This window comes from Paenibacillus whitsoniae, assembly GCF_003955665.1.
Taxonomy (GTDB): Bacteria; Bacillota; Bacilli; order Paenibacillales; family NBRC-103111; genus Paenibacillus_E; species Paenibacillus_E whitsoniae.
This window is the reverse complement of record NZ_RXHU01000020.1, coordinates 1-16,278: the sequence shown is the minus strand read 5'-3', so window position 1 is coordinate 16,278 and position 16,278 is coordinate 1. Positions and strand designations below refer to the sequence as shown.

18 protein-coding genes are annotated in these 16,278 nt (G+C 52.4%); 15 read left to right on the top strand and 3 right to left on the bottom strand.

The genetic code is table 11. The annotated features are described in order from the left end of the window. The first annotated feature begins 122 nt into the window (after positions 1–122). The 11 genes from EJQ19_RS07790 (at position 123) to EJQ19_RS07750 (ending at position 9,616) form a co-directional block, all read left to right on the top strand. A complete protein-coding gene (locus EJQ19_RS07790) occupies positions 123–830 on the top strand; it encodes an SAF domain-containing protein (RefSeq protein WP_126140643.1) in 708 nt (235 codons plus the stop codon). Between the two features lie 17 nt (positions 831–847). Next, the gene (locus EJQ19_RS07785; RefSeq protein WP_126140642.1) at positions 848–2,086 is read left to right on the top strand and encodes a CpaE/TadZ family protein; all 1,239 of its coding nucleotides are present in this window, start codon (positions 848–850) and stop codon (positions 2,084–2,086) included. A 16-nt stretch (positions 2,087–2,102) separates the two neighbouring features. Next, on the top strand, positions 2,103–3,572 hold the full coding sequence (locus EJQ19_RS07780; RefSeq protein WP_241242791.1) for an ATPase, T2SS/T4P/T4SS family: 1,470 nt from the start codon (positions 2,103–2,105) through the stop codon (positions 3,570–3,572). After that, positions 3,569–4,501, top strand: coding sequence for a type II secretion system F family protein (locus EJQ19_RS07775; RefSeq protein WP_126140641.1), 933 nt, complete (start codon positions 3,569–3,571; stop codon positions 4,499–4,501). Before EJQ19_RS07780 ends, EJQ19_RS07775 begins: the two co-directional genes overlap by 4 nt. A 44-nt stretch (positions 4,502–4,545) precedes the next feature. After that, positions 4,546–5,445, top strand: a complete 900-nt coding sequence (locus EJQ19_RS07770; protein WP_126140640.1) for an SAM domain-containing protein — start codon at positions 4,546–4,548, stop codon at positions 5,443–5,445. Between the two features lie 22 nt (positions 5,446–5,467). Next, a complete protein-coding gene (locus EJQ19_RS31760) occupies positions 5,468–5,617 on the top strand; it encodes a hypothetical protein (RefSeq protein ID WP_164716372.1) in 150 nt (49 codons plus the stop codon). A gap of 13 nt (positions 5,618–5,630) precedes the next feature. Continuing rightward, the gene (locus EJQ19_RS31755) at positions 5,631–5,777 is read left to right on the top strand and encodes a hypothetical protein (RefSeq protein WP_164716371.1); all 147 of its coding nucleotides are present in this window, start codon (positions 5,631–5,633) and stop codon (positions 5,775–5,777) included. Then, the gene (locus EJQ19_RS07765; RefSeq protein WP_126140639.1) at positions 5,774–6,199 is read left to right on the top strand and encodes a hypothetical protein; all 426 of its coding nucleotides are present in this window, start codon (positions 5,774–5,776) and stop codon (positions 6,197–6,199) included. The genes EJQ19_RS31755 and EJQ19_RS07765 overlap by 4 nt, the downstream gene beginning before the upstream one ends. A 27-nt stretch (positions 6,200–6,226) precedes the next feature. After that, entirely contained in the window at positions 6,227–6,709 is a 483-nt protein-coding gene (locus tag EJQ19_RS07760) for a hypothetical protein (RefSeq protein ID WP_126140638.1), read from the top strand. A gap of 70 nt (positions 6,710–6,779) precedes the next feature. Further along, on the top strand, positions 6,780–7,976 hold the full coding sequence (locus EJQ19_RS07755) for a M24 family metallopeptidase (protein WP_126140644.1): 1,197 nt from the start codon (positions 6,780–6,782) through the stop codon (positions 7,974–7,976). Between the two features lie 182 nt (positions 7,977–8,158). Further along, positions 8,159–9,616 carry a LamG domain-containing protein gene (locus EJQ19_RS07750; RefSeq protein ID WP_164716370.1) on the top strand — a complete coding sequence of 486 codons (1,458 nt, stop codon included), beginning with the start codon at positions 8,159–8,161 and terminating at the stop codon, positions 9,614–9,616. 93 nt (positions 9,617–9,709) lie between these two features. Here EJQ19_RS07750 and EJQ19_RS07745 read toward each other — a convergent pair whose 3' ends face one another. Continuing rightward, positions 9,710–10,642, bottom strand: coding sequence for an AraC family transcriptional regulator (locus EJQ19_RS07745; RefSeq protein ID WP_126140636.1), 933 nt, complete (start codon positions 10,640–10,642; stop codon positions 9,710–9,712). A 184-nt stretch (positions 10,643–10,826) separates the two neighbouring features. Between EJQ19_RS07745 and EJQ19_RS07740 the strand changes: the two genes are divergently transcribed. Both EJQ19_RS07740 and EJQ19_RS07735 read left to right on the top strand, forming a co-directional pair. Beyond that, the gene (locus EJQ19_RS07740) at positions 10,827–11,564 is read left to right on the top strand and encodes an SDR family oxidoreductase (protein WP_126140635.1); all 738 of its coding nucleotides are present in this window, start codon (positions 10,827–10,829) and stop codon (positions 11,562–11,564) included. Positions 11,565–11,635: 71 nt separating this feature from the next. Further along, positions 11,636–12,631 (top strand): hypothetical protein, encoded by a 996-nt coding sequence (locus tag EJQ19_RS07735; protein WP_126140634.1) that lies wholly within the window; start codon positions 11,636–11,638, stop codon positions 12,629–12,631. Between the two features lie 513 nt (positions 12,632–13,144). On the opposite strand, the gene EJQ19_RS07730 is transcribed toward EJQ19_RS07735, so the two are convergent. Beyond that, the gene (locus EJQ19_RS07730; RefSeq protein ID WP_126140633.1) at positions 13,145–14,038 is read right to left on the bottom strand and encodes a copper amine oxidase N-terminal domain-containing protein; all 894 of its coding nucleotides are present in this window, start codon (positions 14,036–14,038) and stop codon (positions 13,145–13,147) included. 129 nt (positions 14,039–14,167) lie between these two features. On the opposite strand from EJQ19_RS07730, the gene EJQ19_RS07725 reads away from it, so the two are divergent. Further along, the gene (locus EJQ19_RS07725) at positions 14,168–14,686 is read left to right on the top strand and encodes a DinB family protein (protein WP_126140632.1); all 519 of its coding nucleotides are present in this window, start codon (positions 14,168–14,170) and stop codon (positions 14,684–14,686) included. 2 nt (positions 14,687–14,688) lie between these two features. Here the strand turns inward: EJQ19_RS07725 and EJQ19_RS07720 are convergent, their stop codons facing one another. Next, positions 14,689–15,534, bottom strand: coding sequence for a helix-turn-helix transcriptional regulator (locus EJQ19_RS07720; RefSeq protein ID WP_126140631.1), 846 nt, complete (start codon positions 15,532–15,534; stop codon positions 14,689–14,691). 129 nt (positions 15,535–15,663) lie between these two features. On the opposite strand from EJQ19_RS07720, the gene EJQ19_RS07715 reads away from it, so the two are divergent. After that, positions 15,664–16,278, top strand: a 615-nt coding sequence (locus EJQ19_RS07715; protein WP_277600929.1) for a beta-ketoacyl-[acyl-carrier-protein] synthase family protein, incomplete at its 3' end; no start/stop codon positions are given.

Here is a 16,278-nt window from a genome sequence, read left to right as displayed (position 1 = left end):
AATCACGATTTCAAATTCATAGGCTTGCCCTTTGCGAAGAACGCAAATTTCGGAGAATGTTCCGGAGTTGCGTTCTTTTTTGTTTTTGTTTGGCGGGGCGGGCGAGGAAAGGGGAGAAAGGGGTGAATCGCAGAAGAAGCCTGCTGATCAGCGCAGCGGCGGCCCTGCTTGCCGGGCTGCTGGTCTATGGCGTGTACGTGCTGCAAGTGAGTCAAGTGGAGCTGCAGATGACGGTGCAGGTTGTGGTGCCGAAGGATTTTATACGGGCCGGGGTGCTGATTCGCGAGGATATGCTGGAGCATAAAGCGGTGCCGCTCGGCGCGTATACGGAGGACATGATGACGCAGCTGAGCGATGCGGCCGGGCGGGAGGCGGCGATACCGTTGGGGGCGAAGGAGCCGATTTTGGCATGGAAGGTGAATCGGTATCATCTGCTACCGAATGCGGAAGAAGCGACGTTTCAGATTCCGAAGGAATACGTGCTGTCCATCTCAAACGGCATTCGGGCGGGGGATCGTGTCAGGTTGTATGTTTCCGGTCTGGACGGGAGCTCGCGGAGGTTGTTTGACGGTCAGGAAGTTCGTGTAGCTTCGGTTAAGTCGTCGGCTAATGTCGAGATCGACAATCCGAAAAACTCAAATCTGCTCTCCAAAGTAGAAGGCGATGAGCAAAAAATGTACGCCTCCCGGCTGGAAGCCAACGGCACAATTGATGCCGTCAATTTGAATTTGACGGAGGCCCAATGGCTGCAAATCGACGCACTCTGCAATACGAAAAAAGCGAAGCTGGTCATCGCATTCAGCTCGACCTCGATTTTACAACCCGAATGAAAGGAGATGCTGGCAACATGCACATCGGATTGCTGTCGAACGACGATCGGCTCATCGACGAGCTGACGAATATTGTGTTTGCCAAGCCGTTAAGTTGGCGAATGTTTGAAAGCGCGAATGATTTACGGTATCAAATAAGGGAGCAGCCGTATTCGCATCTGATTGTCTCGGACAGAGGGATGACATTCGGGGATTTGGCGGAGTGCCTGGAGTATATTGCGCAGGAAAATCCTGCGGCGGTGATCATCGTGCTCCTCTCGAATTATCATGAGGCTGCGATTAACGAAAAATATGTGAAAATGTGCAAGCTTATGCAGCTCGATTACGTATTGCCGGGGCGGAGCACCGCGGTTATCGCGGATCACATCCGCGCTTGGGTGGACGGTGCCGTCACTGGACAATCTCAGCTGCGTGCGACGCAGGGAAAAATCATTACCTTCATCGGTTCCACACCGAATATCGGTACAACTTTGGCTGCGGTTGGCGTGGCAAGTACGCTCGCGCTGGAGACGCCGGGGAAAGTCGGCTTTCTGTGTCTCAACCTCAAAAGCTCCAAGCTGCACCGCTACTTGGGACGGAAAGGGTCATTCGTGACGCTCGATGGGTTGCGCGCGGAGCTTAAAGCGCAAAGCTTGACGGCGGAACGTCTGCTGAACGTCTGCGATCAGCCGAAAGGGGCGAATGGCCTGTATGTGCTGTACGGTAATATGCTGCGCGAGCAGGCGGAATTTTTTACACCAGCCGAAATTGTGCATTTACTGCGTGTCGCGCGCGCGACTTTCGATGTGGTGGTGGTGGAAGTAAATTCGTATTGGGACAACGCAGCTACGGTAAGCGGTCTGCTTGAAGCGGACAGTAAAGTCGTCGTGACGACGGGCGATATTACGCACTTTCAAGAGGATTTTTCCAGGTGGATTCGGCAAGTGGGTTCGGTGTTCGGCCTGAATCCGGACAGCTTCGAGCTCTTGGCGGTACAGACGGAGCGCCATGCGGGGCCCAGCGAGTTTACGCTTTCCGATATTCGGAAAGAGACGCAGCTCCATCTGATCGGGCACGTGTCCCGGCACGCGGATGCGCTGGCTTTGTGCAACCAGGGGAAATTGCTGGAGCTTTATGCCCCACAACATGAGATGCATCCAGAGGTAAGGGCTGTTGCACGTAAATTCATCGATTATTACAAGCTGCCGAGAAAGCTGCACGTTAAGCCTGCGACCTGGGTACAGCGCCTGCTGATCGGGAAGCGTGCGGCTACGTGAAGAGAGGAGAGGGCCCATGAGCGGAAAACGGTTCTCCATGATTACCTACATGCATGAGCATCGCTATGAAGAAGCAGTTGGCGGCCAGGGGCATGCCGGCAGAGGACAGGGCGAATTTGGATCAACGCAGCCGGGTTTAACTCCAGGCCCGGATCTGGCCTCGGCTGGAGAGGATACGCTTTTTACCCAGTGGGTGCACGAGATTCGCGGTGAACTGGTGGCCATGAAAAGCCGCTCGGAAATCGACAAGCAGCTCTACAATGAAACGTTGAATCGCGCGATTCTTGGCTATGAGGAGGATCGGGGCAAGCTGCTGGCGATGATTCACGATCTCGTGTCAAAGCGAAGATTGTCGGGACGGCCGCCGAAAGCAAGCGGTTTTACGACGCTGACGGAAGCGATTTTTGCCGAAATTATTGGACTTAACGTGCTTGAACTGATCATGAAGCAGCGGGAGGGGCTTGAGGAGATTCAGGTGGTGGGGCAGCGGATTTTTGAGGTTCGCGGGGGTGTCGCCAGACCGTCGGTACATGCCTTGCCCTCGCTTCGCGAAGTCGAACGGATACAGCAAAACCTTGTGCTGTTCAACCAGGATACGCTCAATACGCGCAAACGCTGGGCGGAAGTCGTTCTGAAGGACGGCTCCCGGGTGACCATGACGGGCTTTGGCTTCACGGCTGAGCCGACGCTAACGATCCGTTTTTACACGGTGAAAAGGTTTGAGCTTTCTGCCCTGGCCTCTTCAGAACTGGCTACGCTCGACAGCAAGATGGAACGGCTGCTGCGGGGGCTGATTCAGACGTATTTTAACCTTGTTATTATCGGTCCTACGAACTCCGGCAAAACAAATTTGCTCAAAGCCCTTATCGCTGAAATGGATGACAATGAACGAATCATCACGATCGAATCCCGGTTTGAGCTGAATTTGAAACGGGATTTTCCTCACAAAAACATTGTGGAATACGAGATCGATGAAGAGGACCCCAAGCATTCGGGCATGCAGGCGTTCAAGCTCGCGCTCCGGCAATCGCCGAAACGCATCTGCCATGCCGAAATCAGGGACGACGATGCCAATTTATACGTTCGCGCCTGCACGCGCGGGCATGAGGGAAGCATGACGACGGTGCATGTCAGCGAGCTTGAGGATGTGCCGGATGCAATCGCCGACATGTGCATGCTGGACAATCGGGGCATGGATTCGACGCGCCTGACAAAACGCATTACGGAATTCGTGACACAGATCGGCATCGAAATGGCTGTCGTAGATCACAAGCGAAAGATCGTACGAATCGTCGAATATCGCTATGAGGACGGAGGCGTGCGCGTCACGGATTTGGCAGCATATGACAAGTCGACAGAGAGGTGGACATTTCCCGGGAAATTGTCGCATCATGCATCGCGCAAAATACAAAAATCGAACCTGGACACATACAAACAACTGCAAGATGAGGGGTTTATCGAGAAAGAAGGCGATTTAGAGGCGTGATTGCAGCTAAGTATGCGTTGCTTTTGCTCTTATTTCTGTTATTTTATGTGATTGCCCATACGCTGCTCGGGGCGTTGATCCGACAAAGGAAGGCGCGATTCCGGCTTCATCATGTACAGAGCAGCCAGCCAATTGCAAGGATCAGTGCATTTTTGCGAAATCATAGCGGGGTCTATCGACATGTGAAGGACATGCTGGAATCCGTCGAATCGAATGTCAGCATGAGGGCGCTCGCGACGATGAGCGGGATGCTGCTTTGCTTGGGCGTACTGGCTGGCACTTTGTTTTTTCAATCGCTCAAAGGGGTGCTCATTGCGACGTTTATCGGCGGTTCGCTTCCTTATCTTGTGTTGCGGCTCCGGCAGGTTGGCATCAGGCTGCAGACAAGATTGGAGTTTTTGCCGGCCGTGGAGGTTTTTTATCAGTATTACATGGTCGATCCGAATAAAAATATGAAGCTCGCTCTGAAATATTGTCTGGAGGAAAATCGGCTCTTGTATCCGATCAAACCGGTGTTTGAGCAGCTCTACCGCAATCTCATGACACAGCGGAGCACGGAGGAAAGTCTGCGGTTGTTCGCTTTGACGCTCGGGCATGGGTGGGCGGACGACTTTGTCGGGATTTTGCGTGTGGCGTTGACGGAAGGGATTCCGGTCGGCGACAGCCTGAAGCAGTTAATTGTCGATATGCGCAGAGCGCAGCGTTCAGACCAACTCGAGCGCAATCGACTGTTGGAAATTCGAATTGCCAATTTTACGCCGATCGTGTTTCTGTTCATTTTTCTCAGCATTAACTTCAAAGTAAGTCCGGAAAATGCATTCCAGTATTATGTCGTGGATCCTGCGGGGCGAAATATGATTTTGGATGCGCTGTTGCTAATTTTTGCGTCGTTTTTGATGGGGATTTATTTATCGATGCGGAGAATGTGAGGCGGCTTGCTCATGATGTTGGAGATTGGAGTGGAGGTGATTCCATGGTCTTTGTTCAATCGCAGCTTGTGATGCTACAGGCTTTTAGTTATGCGACGTTGTTTGTATTTGCGGGACTGGCGTTCTACCACGCGCTGCAGACGGTGCCAAGCCGCCCCAAGAGATGGCGTCCTCGGCATGGCGCTGCTGCGCTGACATCGATGGAACTGCCGGGTTGGTGTCTAGCCTTGTTTGTTATGAAGCCGAAGAAGCTGGAGCAAAAACGCCAACTGCTGCAGGGATGCGGCATGGCGCTGCATGCTCAGTTGTATGAAGCGATCCGAAGAGCTTTGTTAGGGCTGTGCGTAGCGGGGTTCGTGCTAGGCTATGAGGCGCTAAAGTACCCCGGTCTCACACTGCATGTGCAGCCGGTTTATGTGATGGCGGGAGCGGCAACGGGATTTATTTTCGGGTTTTGGGATGAAAAGCTCCTCGCACAAGTAAAGGATCGCAGGGGCCAGCGCATCGTGAGGGATATTTACGCAGTGAGCCGACAGCTGTTGTTTTACGCAGAATCCAGGCGCAACGTGCACGAGAAGCTGAGTCTCTGTGTGCTGCAGACGACAGTTCTGCGACCGCACTTGCAGCTTTTACTGAATGAATGGTATCAAGGCGCGGAGGAGGCGATCGCCGGCTTCAAGCAGCGTGTGGGTACGGAGGAAGCGCACAGCTTCGGGGAAACGCTCAATGCGCTGCGACTTCACGATCATGCCGACTACTACCAATTGCTGCGCCACCGTGTGCAGGATTACAAAGATAAAATAGAGCTGATTCGGGATACGAAGAAAGAGACAGTTTCGTATGTGCTGTTCGTACTCGCGGGCTTGCCGATTCTGAATACGTTTCGGGTATTCATGTACCCGTGGATCGCCGAGGGGCAGCGTTTGTTTCACAGTATTAATTAAAGTATCCGGGGAGTGGGATTCGATGAGAAATATTTTAATCACAGTCATGATGCTAATTGTCGTCGCGCTGCTGTTTACGTCCATTATTAACGATGGCTCGACAGGCGTCAGGCGCAATATTGCGACACATGGCACGAGAGCGAATGCGGATATTACAGCGCTGCAGCCCTAAGGAGAGGTGGAGCATGAGGTCGATTCTGGTTACAGTGCTGTTGCTGATCGCCGTGCTTTGGATTTACCGGGAGACGGTGGAGGGCAGCGCGGGAACACGCCAGTCCGTTCACGACCGAGGGGCGTCTATCAATGGCACAATTGAGCGGATCAATCCATGAAGCAGATTCTGGTGTTTATTTTATTTGCGACGATGCTTTGCTGGTTGATGTTTGCGCCGGTGTACAAGCATGTACTGATCGCGAGGCAGGCGATGCTGCAAAAGGAGGTCGATTATTTGCTCGAAATCGGCGCGAACGGCCGGCATGGCTATATTAATGAAGCGATGCTGGCGGAATCCCGCACACGGCTCGCGGAAAGCGGCTTTGTGCCGGGGGACCTGGTGTACACGGTAGAGACGGATACGGGCGTGAGTGCCATAACTGCGGCTGCGCCGGTCGCCCGGGGAACCGGGATGCGGCTGACGATTACGTACCCGTATCATCGGCTCATGGTCATCGATCGGCTGATCGGTGTCACGGTGCCTGCTGAAACGGATCGCATGGGGGCTGCCGGCATGAAAATGAGCGAGTATGTCCCGTGACGTTCGGGCAGGAGGGAGGGACATAGCGTGTACAAGCTGCTGCTGCTTGTGCTGATGACGAGCTTGTTTATGTCGCTGTATGCCTTGCAAACGGATGAGGAAGTGGCGATGCACGCCTTGTTTCAAGGCAAGCATGCGCTGAACGATGCCGTCCATGCGGCTGCGCAAATGAGCGATCCCGACCAGCTTGCGCGAGGCGTTCATGCGATTGATGAACCGCGGGCCCAAAGTGCGGCGATGCACTATTTGCAGGCGAACTTGAGACTTAACGGGGCGAATGATCCGTTACCGGGTACGTTTTGGCGGGCGCGTGTGGATGTCGTGTTATTTAAGGTCGTCAATCACGGGGAGACGTTCCCTTACACGTATCGTAATGAGGCCTATGATTACACGGTGACGCTGAACAGGCCGGGGGTCATTATGTTTATTCGGCTTGCGTATCCGCGAACGTATGCGATCATGCAGCCCATTATGTGGACGGTGAAGTCTTCTGCGGAAATTGTGTTTTAATAGTATAATGAGGGGAAGAGGTGATTGTCGGCCGACAGAATGTCGGCGTCAGAAAGGAGCGCATAGCAAGATGAATATTTTCAAGGAAAGGCAGCAGAAGCTGCAAACGGAACTAATCGCAAGAGGATGGGACGGCTATCTTGTCGCCTATCACGTTGATATATTTTACTACTGCGGGTCCATGCAGACAGGGTATTTGTTCATCCCCGCCGAAGGGGAGGCGGTGTATCTTGTACGGCGCAGCCTTGTGCGCGCCGAGGAGGAGGCAGCCGCCGACGTCGAAGTGCTCGGCTCGCTGAAGACGCTCGGCGAGCGGCTGCGCGCGCGCTGCGCCGGCGCAAGGGCTTCCGCAGCGGGCGATGCCCCGCCGCTGCGCATCGCGACCGAGCTGGACGTGGTTCCCGTCCAGCTGTTTACAAAGCTGCAGACCGCGCTGCCCGGCGCGGTCTGGGAAGACGGCTCGCAGCTCGTGCGCGAGCAGCGGATGCTCAAATCGCCGGACGAAGCCGCGGCGATTCGCAAGGCGGCGCGCGTCGTGGACGCGGCGCTGGAGACGGTCATCCCCCACATCCGTGAGGGGATGACGGAGCTGGAGCTGATGGCGATGCTCGAGCATCAGCTGCGGCTGCAGGGGCACCAAGGGATCATGCGCATGCGCGCGTTTAATTCCGAGTTAATCACCGGAATGGTCGCGGCAGGCGCTTCGGCGGCGGTGCCCACCTATTTTGACGGGCCGGCCGGGGGCACGGGGCTCCACCCGTCCAGCCCGCAAAGCTCGGGCCGCGCGCCGATCCGGCGCGGCGACCCGATTCTCGTCGATCTCGGCTGCATGATCGACGGCTACTTGATCGATCAGACGCGGACGCTCGTGATCGGCGACTTGGACCCCGAGCTGCAGCGGGCGTACGACGTGGCGGAGCAGGTGCTCCGCGCCACGGAGGCGAGGCTGCAGCCTGGCGCGATTGCCGAGCATCTGTATCTGCTCGCGCTGGATCACGTGCAGGAAGCGGGGCTGAGCGCCCACTTCATGGGGTACGGCGCCGACCAAGTGAAATTCCTTGGTCACGGCATCGGGCTCGAAATCGACGAACTTCCCGTTCTCGCCAAAGGATTCAAAACACCGCTGGCGCCTGGCATGGTCATCGCCATCGAGCCCAAGTTTACGTTTCCCGGTCGCGGCGTGGTCGGGGTGGAGGACACGTATTTGATCACGGAAGACGGTTTTGAGAAATTGTCGGTCTCCCGGGAGGGGCTGCGGCGGTTGTAGTTTCCTGTGCGGCTGTGCAGCTTGCTCAGGCGTGTTGGTTTCAATAGTGAGCAGTTGGCATGAAATGCGGCATCCGGTATTTCATACAACCTGGAGGAGGATGCTCACGTGCCTTTTAACGATGAATGGGATCTTGGGCATGTGATTCGGGAGAAAAGAGGAACCGGGAGGTGGAGCGTCAAATGACGAGGTATAACAGAAGTTGGAAGTATGCTAGATTCATCGTTGCAGCAGCTGTAACTGCGGCTTGCTGTTACGTGATGGCAGGAAACGGAGAGCGGGCGAATGCGGCCGGCGAGGAGCCGCCTGTGGTCATCGTTTCCCCCGTGCAAACGATGGTGACAAACACGGGAGCGGAAGTCGCACTACAGGCACCAAGCGGTTCTTGGATTGACATTGTGGAAGGCGAAACGGTGCTAGCCCAAGGGAGCGCGAACGGCAATGCTATTGTTGTGCTGCCTTTACCTCACTTGAGTAAAGGGATTCATCCGCTAACGGCCAAGGTTACTGTGGGCACTGAGACGAGCGACTTGCAGTTGCCGCCCGTGGTTGTCTATGACAGTGATACCTTGACGGTCAAGGACGTTGCGGAGCTTTCATCTGCAATCGCCGATCATGCGATAGATCTGAACGGGAACGGAAGTTTTTCACTTCAGGAGGAAGTCGGCTATTTGCTTTCGCAAATTCCTCCCGCCACGCTGACGGTGCCGATTGATGATTTCCGCGCAGTGCCTACGGCGACGTCAGCCACCTACGCGGCTTTTGTATTCAGTAAGCCCGTTGGGGCAGCGGATGTCAAGCTGCTGATGAAGGAAGCTTCGGAAGATTCGTTTAGGGAAGCCAGTTCTGCAAATGCAAGTGCTAGTGAAACGACGTTTACGATTACGGGCCTCACGCCGAATACGTCGTACGGTTTCAAATTGCAAGTAACAGGCGGGCAGCAAGCAGGCGATTCGAACGTCGTCTCGTTGACTACGCCGGCTGAGGTTCCGCCCGTAAATGTTGCCGAACCGCATCATGCGATGGCCTTTAACGGTGCAGGCGAATATGTAGAAATTGCGCATGATAACGGACTCAACTCGCCTTCGTTTACGATTGAAGCGTGGGTAAAACCTGCGGCTTTTGCATGGAAGACAGGCATCGTTTCCAAATATCAGGCATCGGGGCAAGAATCTTTTACGCTGCGCTTGAGCGACGGGTGGCCGATTTATCCGGATTATAATAAAATCAATTTCCAGATTGGTGACGACAAAGAGCTCAATTCCGTCACCAATTTAACACTGAATACCTGGTATCATATCGCCGCACGCTATGACAATAACACGCATACGATGCAGCTTTATATCAACGGGGTGCTGGACTCACAGGCTTCCGGATTGTATTACACGGCTTATGAAACGAATACGTCACCGCTTTCCATCGGCGCCGATTTTCTGAGTGCTCCACGGTATTTTAACGGTCAGATCGGGGAGGTCAGGTTCTGGTCAACGGCCCGAACGGCCGCTGAAATTCAGGCGGATATGTATAATCATTCGCTCTCCGAGAGCCATCCGGATTTAGCCGGATATTGGACGTTCGATCAGGGAGCGAGTGATGTATCCGGTCATGGCCGGAATGGAACGGTTTTTGGGAATCCATAGAGGGTACTGATCTCATAGAGGATAGCAAGGAAGAACAGATGCGCGGCATCTGTTCTTTTTTTGATGAAAGCGCCGTTTATTGGTCATTTTCCGCTATGTATGATTCGTGCCGGTGATTGAACTGCGAAGCTGCTTAACATCAAGTAACGGAGATTGCCCATACATACGGGTATACTCCCGGCTGAATTGAGACGGGCTCTCGTATCCGACACGGAAAGAGGCGTCGGACACCGGCAAGGTTTCCATCAGCATGAGATGTCTCGCTTCTTGCAAACGCACCGTTTTCTGGTACTGAAGAGGACTCATGGCTGTAATGCGTTTGAAATGCTTATGAAATGACGATGTGCTCATGTTCACTGTTGTAGCAAGTTGTTCGATTTTTAGCGGCTTGTCATAATTCCTGTTAATGAATTGAATCGCTTGAGCGATACGATGCGCATGGCTGCCGATGATGGCAGATTGATGAAGGAGCACACCTGTTTCACTTTGAAGAACGCGATAGAGGATCTCTCGGATAATAAGCGGAGAAAGGACGTGAATATCTTCGGGAGCATCAAGTAATTGCAGGAGTCTAACAAGAGCTTCGAGCAAGGCGGGCGATGTCCGACTAACGGTTATACCGCGACAGTCTTCCTCGAGAAGGACCTCAGGGCGTTGTTTTGCTTGTACGATGTCCAAGACTACGTCTGGGTCGAAATGCAATTTTAAGCTTAGAAAGGGAGTTTCACTCGAGCCCTCGACGATTTGGCCTTTTATCGGCAATTCTACGGAAGTGACCAGGTACGTCGATGGATCGTATCGATAAGTTTCGTCACCCAGCGTGGCAATCTTAGCCCCCTGCACCACGACGCAAATGGAAGGCTTATAAACGGATTCCAACGGTTCTGATAATGTTGTGGCATGCAATAAAGCTAACGAGGGTACGGACGTCTGATGCGTTCCATTCGATGGCGCATGGCGTCGAATCAGGTCTGTTAACAGGTGCAAAGATTGTTCCATGCGCAGCGACTCATGAATGGTATCCATGCTGCAGGCTCCTTCCAAGGAAACGGGTATTTCTATGTATTATATCGAAGCCAAATAGAATTAGGCAAGAATCGAATAGGTATAGTCTAACCTTATGCTGCCAAACCTTACTATAATGGAAAAGTAACTTCGATCACAGACGTTCATCAATCACACACTTATAAATTAAAGGAGAGATACGCATATGAGTTTACATGGAAAAGTCGCAATCGTTACTGGGGCTTCGCGTGGTATTGGAAGACAAGTAGCCATTCAATTAGCGCAATCCGGCGCGAAGGTAGCCGTCAATTATGCTTCGAATCCTGTGAAAGCCGAGGAAGTTGTAAAAACAATTGAGCATCTCGGCGGCGAAGCTTTGGCGATCCGTGCCGATATCAGCAAAGTTAGCGAAATTGAAGCCTTATTCTCGAAAACCCTCGAGAGATTTGGGCAAGTGGATATCTTGGTCAATAATGCTGGCATTTTGGAGTATACGGCGATGGAAGAAGTAACGGAGGACATGTTTGATAGACATTTCGATATCAATGTAAAAGGGACTTATTTCGCCTGTCAACAAGCGCTTAAACATATGGCCAAAGGCGGATCGATTATTAACTTCTCAACCTCCGTGGTTGGCGCGATGCTCGCGACTTATAGTGTTTATGCCGCCACCAAAGGTGCAGTCGAACAATTGACGCGCCAACTGGCGAAAGAGTTTGGTCCAAAGGACATCATCATAAACTGTATCGCACCTGGGCAAGTCTCAACGGAGTTATTCCTGAATGGTAAATCACCGGAAATGATTCAATCGTATACCAAAATGAACGCCTTTGGTCGGCTAGGAGAACCCGAGGATATTGCGAATGCGATTGAACTGCTAGTCAGTGACAAAGCACGATGGATTACGGGACAAACCATTCGCGTTAACGGCGGGTTCAATTAATGATGGGCAGCATCCTGATATTTTGATATCATTACCTATTATTGGCATATTTCGAAAAAGGGGATATCAGGATGAGTTTTGCCAGCAGCGGGCACCTATCACGGCAATCGGCACCTGAACAGGCCGCCAAATCTACAGCATCTAGCGCGACATCTGAAGCAATTAGCGAGATCAGCTCACTGTCCTCCCTCGCTCAGATGAAAATGCTGCAGCGCACGATCGGCAATCAAGCTGTGGCGCAGATGGTGCAGCGGCGCATTTCCGCGGCGCCGTCATCTGCACAGGGGCCCGTCATCCAACGATCGCTGGATGATAAAGACGATGTAACGTGGACGACGATCCAGCTATCCGCCCTGTGGGGAAAAATGGTAGGCCGCAGCGAGGGCAAGGAGAATATTCCTAACTATCCCGCGGTTCAAGCGCACCTGGCGGGTTTTGTCGGACAGACCCATACGGAGAGAGCGCTGGCGGAAAAGATTATTAACTTGCCGGCGATCAAGCCGATGTTCATGAACCCGAGAAAGCAGCATCTGTCGGACACGATTACGGACCCGGGAACGAATGACGATGATGCGATTAAAAAGGTGCTTGCCGCTACGGTGTTCTACCATGCCACTTTCGAAGACAACATTCCCGGCATTTTTGCAAGCGGGATTAAAGCGAGCAAAGGCGGCAAAGGCAACGGCATTAGCACACACGGACGGGACGCCAGCGGGGCCAATGCAGAGGCGAAAAAGACGTACAATGCCTGGAGCGCAGGGCATACGTTTATTACGAAGTCCAAGACCGAGGCGGAAGGCTACAGAAGCAAAATGCAAACCAACGGCGGCAAAAACGCCAAGATCATTCATGTCTTTTCGCTGCCCAGCTTTATTGATGACAGCTTTATGAAGGTGGATATCGACAGTGTAGCCGGCATTAAGTATGAAGGCGATTTGACGATGATCGGCGATCGGACGCAATTGAATGGGAATGCGCTTCGCGTCGTTCAACAGGGTTTGAAAAACATGAATCGCAATGTGAACGATGCGGATATTCAGCGGGTTTATCTAGCAAACTACGCGTAGATCGGATTCATTTGGACACGATTACGGCCTGGCTTCACGTCAGAACGAGCACAGTGCACAATCACGCGCACAGGCGGGCGAAAGCCGCTGTGCGCTTTTTTGCGCGAAGGGGGGATTAACGGTAAACCGATAAACATCCCCAAGGTCAGATTTAGGGGAAAATAACGGCTGCTTCCTCCCTCTTTTTTGAAATGAAAACGAAATTTCCATTTCTGGTCCTTGTGACGACCATCAAACCTGCAAATGAGCAGGAATTTTCCTCGCTCCTCTCCTGATTTGACAAAATTCCTGCGATTGTGCAGGCATTTTAGAAGAGAATGGTCTTTTTTATCGGAATCGGCGACAAAAACTGCTTTTTCGCAGGCATTTTGTGAAAAGCACCGTTTTAGAGGAGAATTGCTGCTTTTCTGCAGGCATTTTGCTAAAAGTACCTATTAAATTCTACAAAAGTGCATTAAATTCTGCCTATACCTCGACTTGTCTCTATATCTGCAGAAATCTCATTTGCAAAATTTATCGATCAAAGAACCCAATGCTGATCCCTTGCAATTTATTGTTTTCTCCAGAAATAGCGAGAACGATTGGTTTATTGGTTGTTTTTGAATTATTCCAACTGACGCTGGCGTTGATTACGCCATGTTTATTAAACAGCGAAGAATAGGTCTCTTTTTGGTATTTTTTAATAAAATCTTCTTCATAATCGGATGAAGGTTTCCCGTACTGTTGAATAAATTTATTTTTAAGTTCATAAAAAATATCAAATGTCACACTCTCTGGAATTGCGTACGTAGCGAAAACTAAGTTGTCCTCGATGAATTGATACGTTAAATAGGTTGTATAACCCATAAAATCAACATTTTGATAAGTAAGCGTGTTTTTTGCTTGTTTTTTAAAAAGTTCTGAGGTTTCGGCATCAAGGACTTCGCTCTTTGACATCCCCCAGTTGACATGACGAAAATCATAGGCTGTCTCAGTTGGGTGTGTGATGCCTTCAATCTGGATGTGCTCCGTTTCAGAATTCCAAGTTACTTTTCGGTGGGCCGTTTCTGCAACAAATCTGATCGGGACTACGGTATCATCGTTGACGATTTGAGGGGCAACTTCAAGTTCAAATTGAACACCGTTAATTGTCGCGGTTTTGTTATTTATTTGTAATACGATTGAGAGGTCGCCTTTCGAGCCTGTGATGGTTCTAGTCTCAGCATCCCAAACTATGTGTAAGCCAAGCTTTTCAAATAAAGGTCTGAATTGCACAAGGGTGACGCCTTCCTGAATAAAAGGGGGAGTTGAAAAAGATAACGGTTCGCCATCCAGTGATACGGCAATCATAGAGGTGCCTTTAGCAAACAATTGTGTTGGTGCCTGAATTAGAGCGAAGAGTGCTAAGAAAATAATGACTTTTTTCAAAAGGAGATCACCTTTCTTTAGTAAAATAAGTTGCAGATAACATGCACAATTAATTAGTATACGGGAGACTCTTGGATTATGGTATCCTTTTAGTAATATTCTTGAACAACATACAAAGGAGTCCTACCTATGAATTTTAACATCCGCGAAGCCATGGAAATTTTGGAACGCACCCCGCACACGCTAACCTCGCTGTTGTCCGGACTTTCGGAAAGCTGGCTGCACGTCAACGAAGGCGAGGGTACGTGGACAGTGTCTGAAGTGATCGATCACCTCATCGTCCTGGAGTTCGATTCCTGGATGCCCCGGCTGGGTTTTATTCTGGAAATGGGGGAGGCCGAGACGTTTCCCGCTTTTGAACTGTACGCATGGCCAAGCGAACCAATGACGTTGGAACAGAGGTTACAGGAATTCCGCAGGCTGCGGGAGGAAAGCTTGGCGAAGCTGAGATTGCTTTTCGAAGGGGAGGTTGATCTAGAAAAGACAGGCCTTCATCCGCGCTTAGGCGTGGTCAAAGCGAGAGAGCTGCTGTCCACCTGGACGGTTCACGATCTAACGCATATCACTCAAATCACGCGGGTCATGGCGAAGCGCTATCAGACGGATGTCGGCCCTTGGATCGCATACCTCAGCATTTTAAAAAAGTAACCTTACCCGCCCAGCAGCTGCTTCAGCTTCGCTTCAGTAGACGAGCCCTGTACCGGCGTGTAGATGCTGCACCGCAGATCGGCGCTTCCTTGCGCCTGCAGCGAGGTCAGCTCGAACAGCATTTTTCCCGCCTTGGAATGGCGGAATTCGATCGTCACCTCCGGGGCGGTGCTGACTTTGCTGTGCTCCCACAGCTGGCCAAAGTCAGGATGCCGCTCCTTCATCTCCTCGAGAAAGCCCTCATACCACTCGTCTTCCACATACTGCCCATAGTAGGCGCGAAAAATCGCCAGAAAGCCGCTCGCAAAATGCTCCCAATTGACCGCCAGCCGCCTGAATTCCTTCCTTGTAAAAAGTAAAAGAATCAAGTTCCGCTCTTCCGCAGGGATGTCGTCGAAGTTGATAAACACGTGCGAAGCCGCCTCATTCCAGCCGACGATTCGGCATCGCCGGTCGGAGATGATCGTTGGGCAGTGGCGCAGCTCCTGCAGGATACGGGACATAGAGGCGCTGATCTGCGGCTGCTCCTCTTGCAGCAAGCCTCCGCCCTGCATGCCGGCGCTTGTCTCCAGCGCGAGCGAAAACAAATATTTGCGCTCGTCGACCGTGAGCCGTAGCGCTGCAGCCACGCAGTCCAACACCGACGACGAGACTTGAATGTCTCGGCCTTGCTCGAGCCACGTGTACCAGGTAGGACTGACGCCAGCCAGTTGGGCGACTTCTTCTCGACGCAGGCCCGGCGTTCTTCTCCGCACTCCCTGCGGGAAACCGGCGGATTCGGGGGAGATTTTGGCCCGCTGCGCTTTCAGAAATGCGGATAGGGCTTGCAATCTGGTTTGACGATTCATGCGATTCCTCCTTGGGGATGTCCTTATCATGGTACTCATTATACTAGTATAAACCATAACTTGTAATAGGATAACTAAAGTGACAAGATAGGATCAATCCAAGATGCACAAAGGGAGGAACTACGAATAATGGAACGTGTTGTGATTACAGGAATGGGATTGATTTCGCCGCTCGGCAATACAGTAGAAAGCTTCTGGAACCGCCTGACACGGGGGGAATCCGGTATTTCTCACATCGATACATGGGATACGGCAAGATACAAAACGAAAATTGCAGGCCTTGTGCGCGATTTTGACGGGGAGGCGGTGTTTGGCCGCAAGGAAGCGAGGCGCATGGACCGGTTCTGTCAGTTCGCTGTCGCAGCGGCGGAGCAGGCAGTGTCCGACGCAGGGCTGGAAGTAGAAGCGATCGACCGCGAGCGCATGGGCGTCTACGTCGGCTCGGGAACCGGCGGCATCCAGACGCTGCTGGAGCAAAAGGACGTCCTGAACAGCCGCGGTCCGGAGCGGGTCAGCCCGACGCTGGTGCCGATGATGATATCGAACATGGCGGCAGCGTTTATCTCCATCCGCTTCGGCGCGATGGGCCCGACGCTGTCGCCGGTCACCGCGTGCTCGATCGGCAACACGGCGATCGGCGAAGCGATGCGGGTCATTCGCGCGGGGCTCGCGGATGTGATCATCGCCGGCGGCACGGAAGCGGCGGTGAACGACATCTCGCTCGCGAGCTTCAGCAATGCGACC

What these genes read in the sequence shown, in the direction of transcription:
- EJQ19_RS07785 (WP_126140642.1), top strand. Translation starts at nt 848, where the DNA reads ATGCACATCGGATTGCTGTCGAACGACGATCGGCTCATCGACGAGCTG.
- EJQ19_RS07780 (WP_241242791.1), top strand. Translation starts at nt 2,103, where the DNA reads ATGAGCGGAAAACGGTTCTCCATGATTACCTACATGCATGAGCATCGC.
- EJQ19_RS07770 (WP_126140640.1), top strand. Translation starts at nt 4,546, where the DNA reads ATGGTCTTTGTTCAATCGCAGCTTGTGATGCTACAGGCTTTTAGTTAT.
- EJQ19_RS31760 (WP_164716372.1), top strand. Translation starts at nt 5,468, where the DNA reads ATGAGAAATATTTTAATCACAGTCATGATGCTAATTGTCGTCGCGCTG.
- EJQ19_RS31755 (WP_164716371.1), top strand. Translation starts at nt 5,631, where the DNA reads ATGAGGTCGATTCTGGTTACAGTGCTGTTGCTGATCGCCGTGCTTTGG.
- EJQ19_RS07765 (WP_126140639.1), top strand. Translation starts at nt 5,774, where the DNA reads ATGAAGCAGATTCTGGTGTTTATTTTATTTGCGACGATGCTTTGCTGG.
- EJQ19_RS07755 (WP_126140644.1), top strand. Translation starts at nt 6,780, where the DNA reads ATGAATATTTTCAAGGAAAGGCAGCAGAAGCTGCAAACGGAACTAATC.
- EJQ19_RS07750 (WP_164716370.1), top strand. Translation starts at nt 8,159, where the DNA reads ATGACGAGGTATAACAGAAGTTGGAAGTATGCTAGATTCATCGTTGCA.
- EJQ19_RS07745 (WP_126140636.1), bottom strand. Translation starts at nt 10,642, where the DNA reads ATGGATACCATTCATGAGTCGCTGCGCATGGAACAATCTTTGCACCTG.
- EJQ19_RS07740 (WP_126140635.1), top strand. Translation starts at nt 10,827, where the DNA reads ATGAGTTTACATGGAAAAGTCGCAATCGTTACTGGGGCTTCGCGTGGT.
- EJQ19_RS07735 (WP_126140634.1), top strand. Translation starts at nt 11,636, where the DNA reads ATGAGTTTTGCCAGCAGCGGGCACCTATCACGGCAATCGGCACCTGAA.
- EJQ19_RS07725 (WP_126140632.1), top strand. Translation starts at nt 14,168, where the DNA reads ATGAATTTTAACATCCGCGAAGCCATGGAAATTTTGGAACGCACCCCG.
- EJQ19_RS07720 (WP_126140631.1), bottom strand. Translation starts at nt 15,534, where the DNA reads ATGAATCGTCAAACCAGATTGCAAGCCCTATCCGCATTTCTGAAAGCG.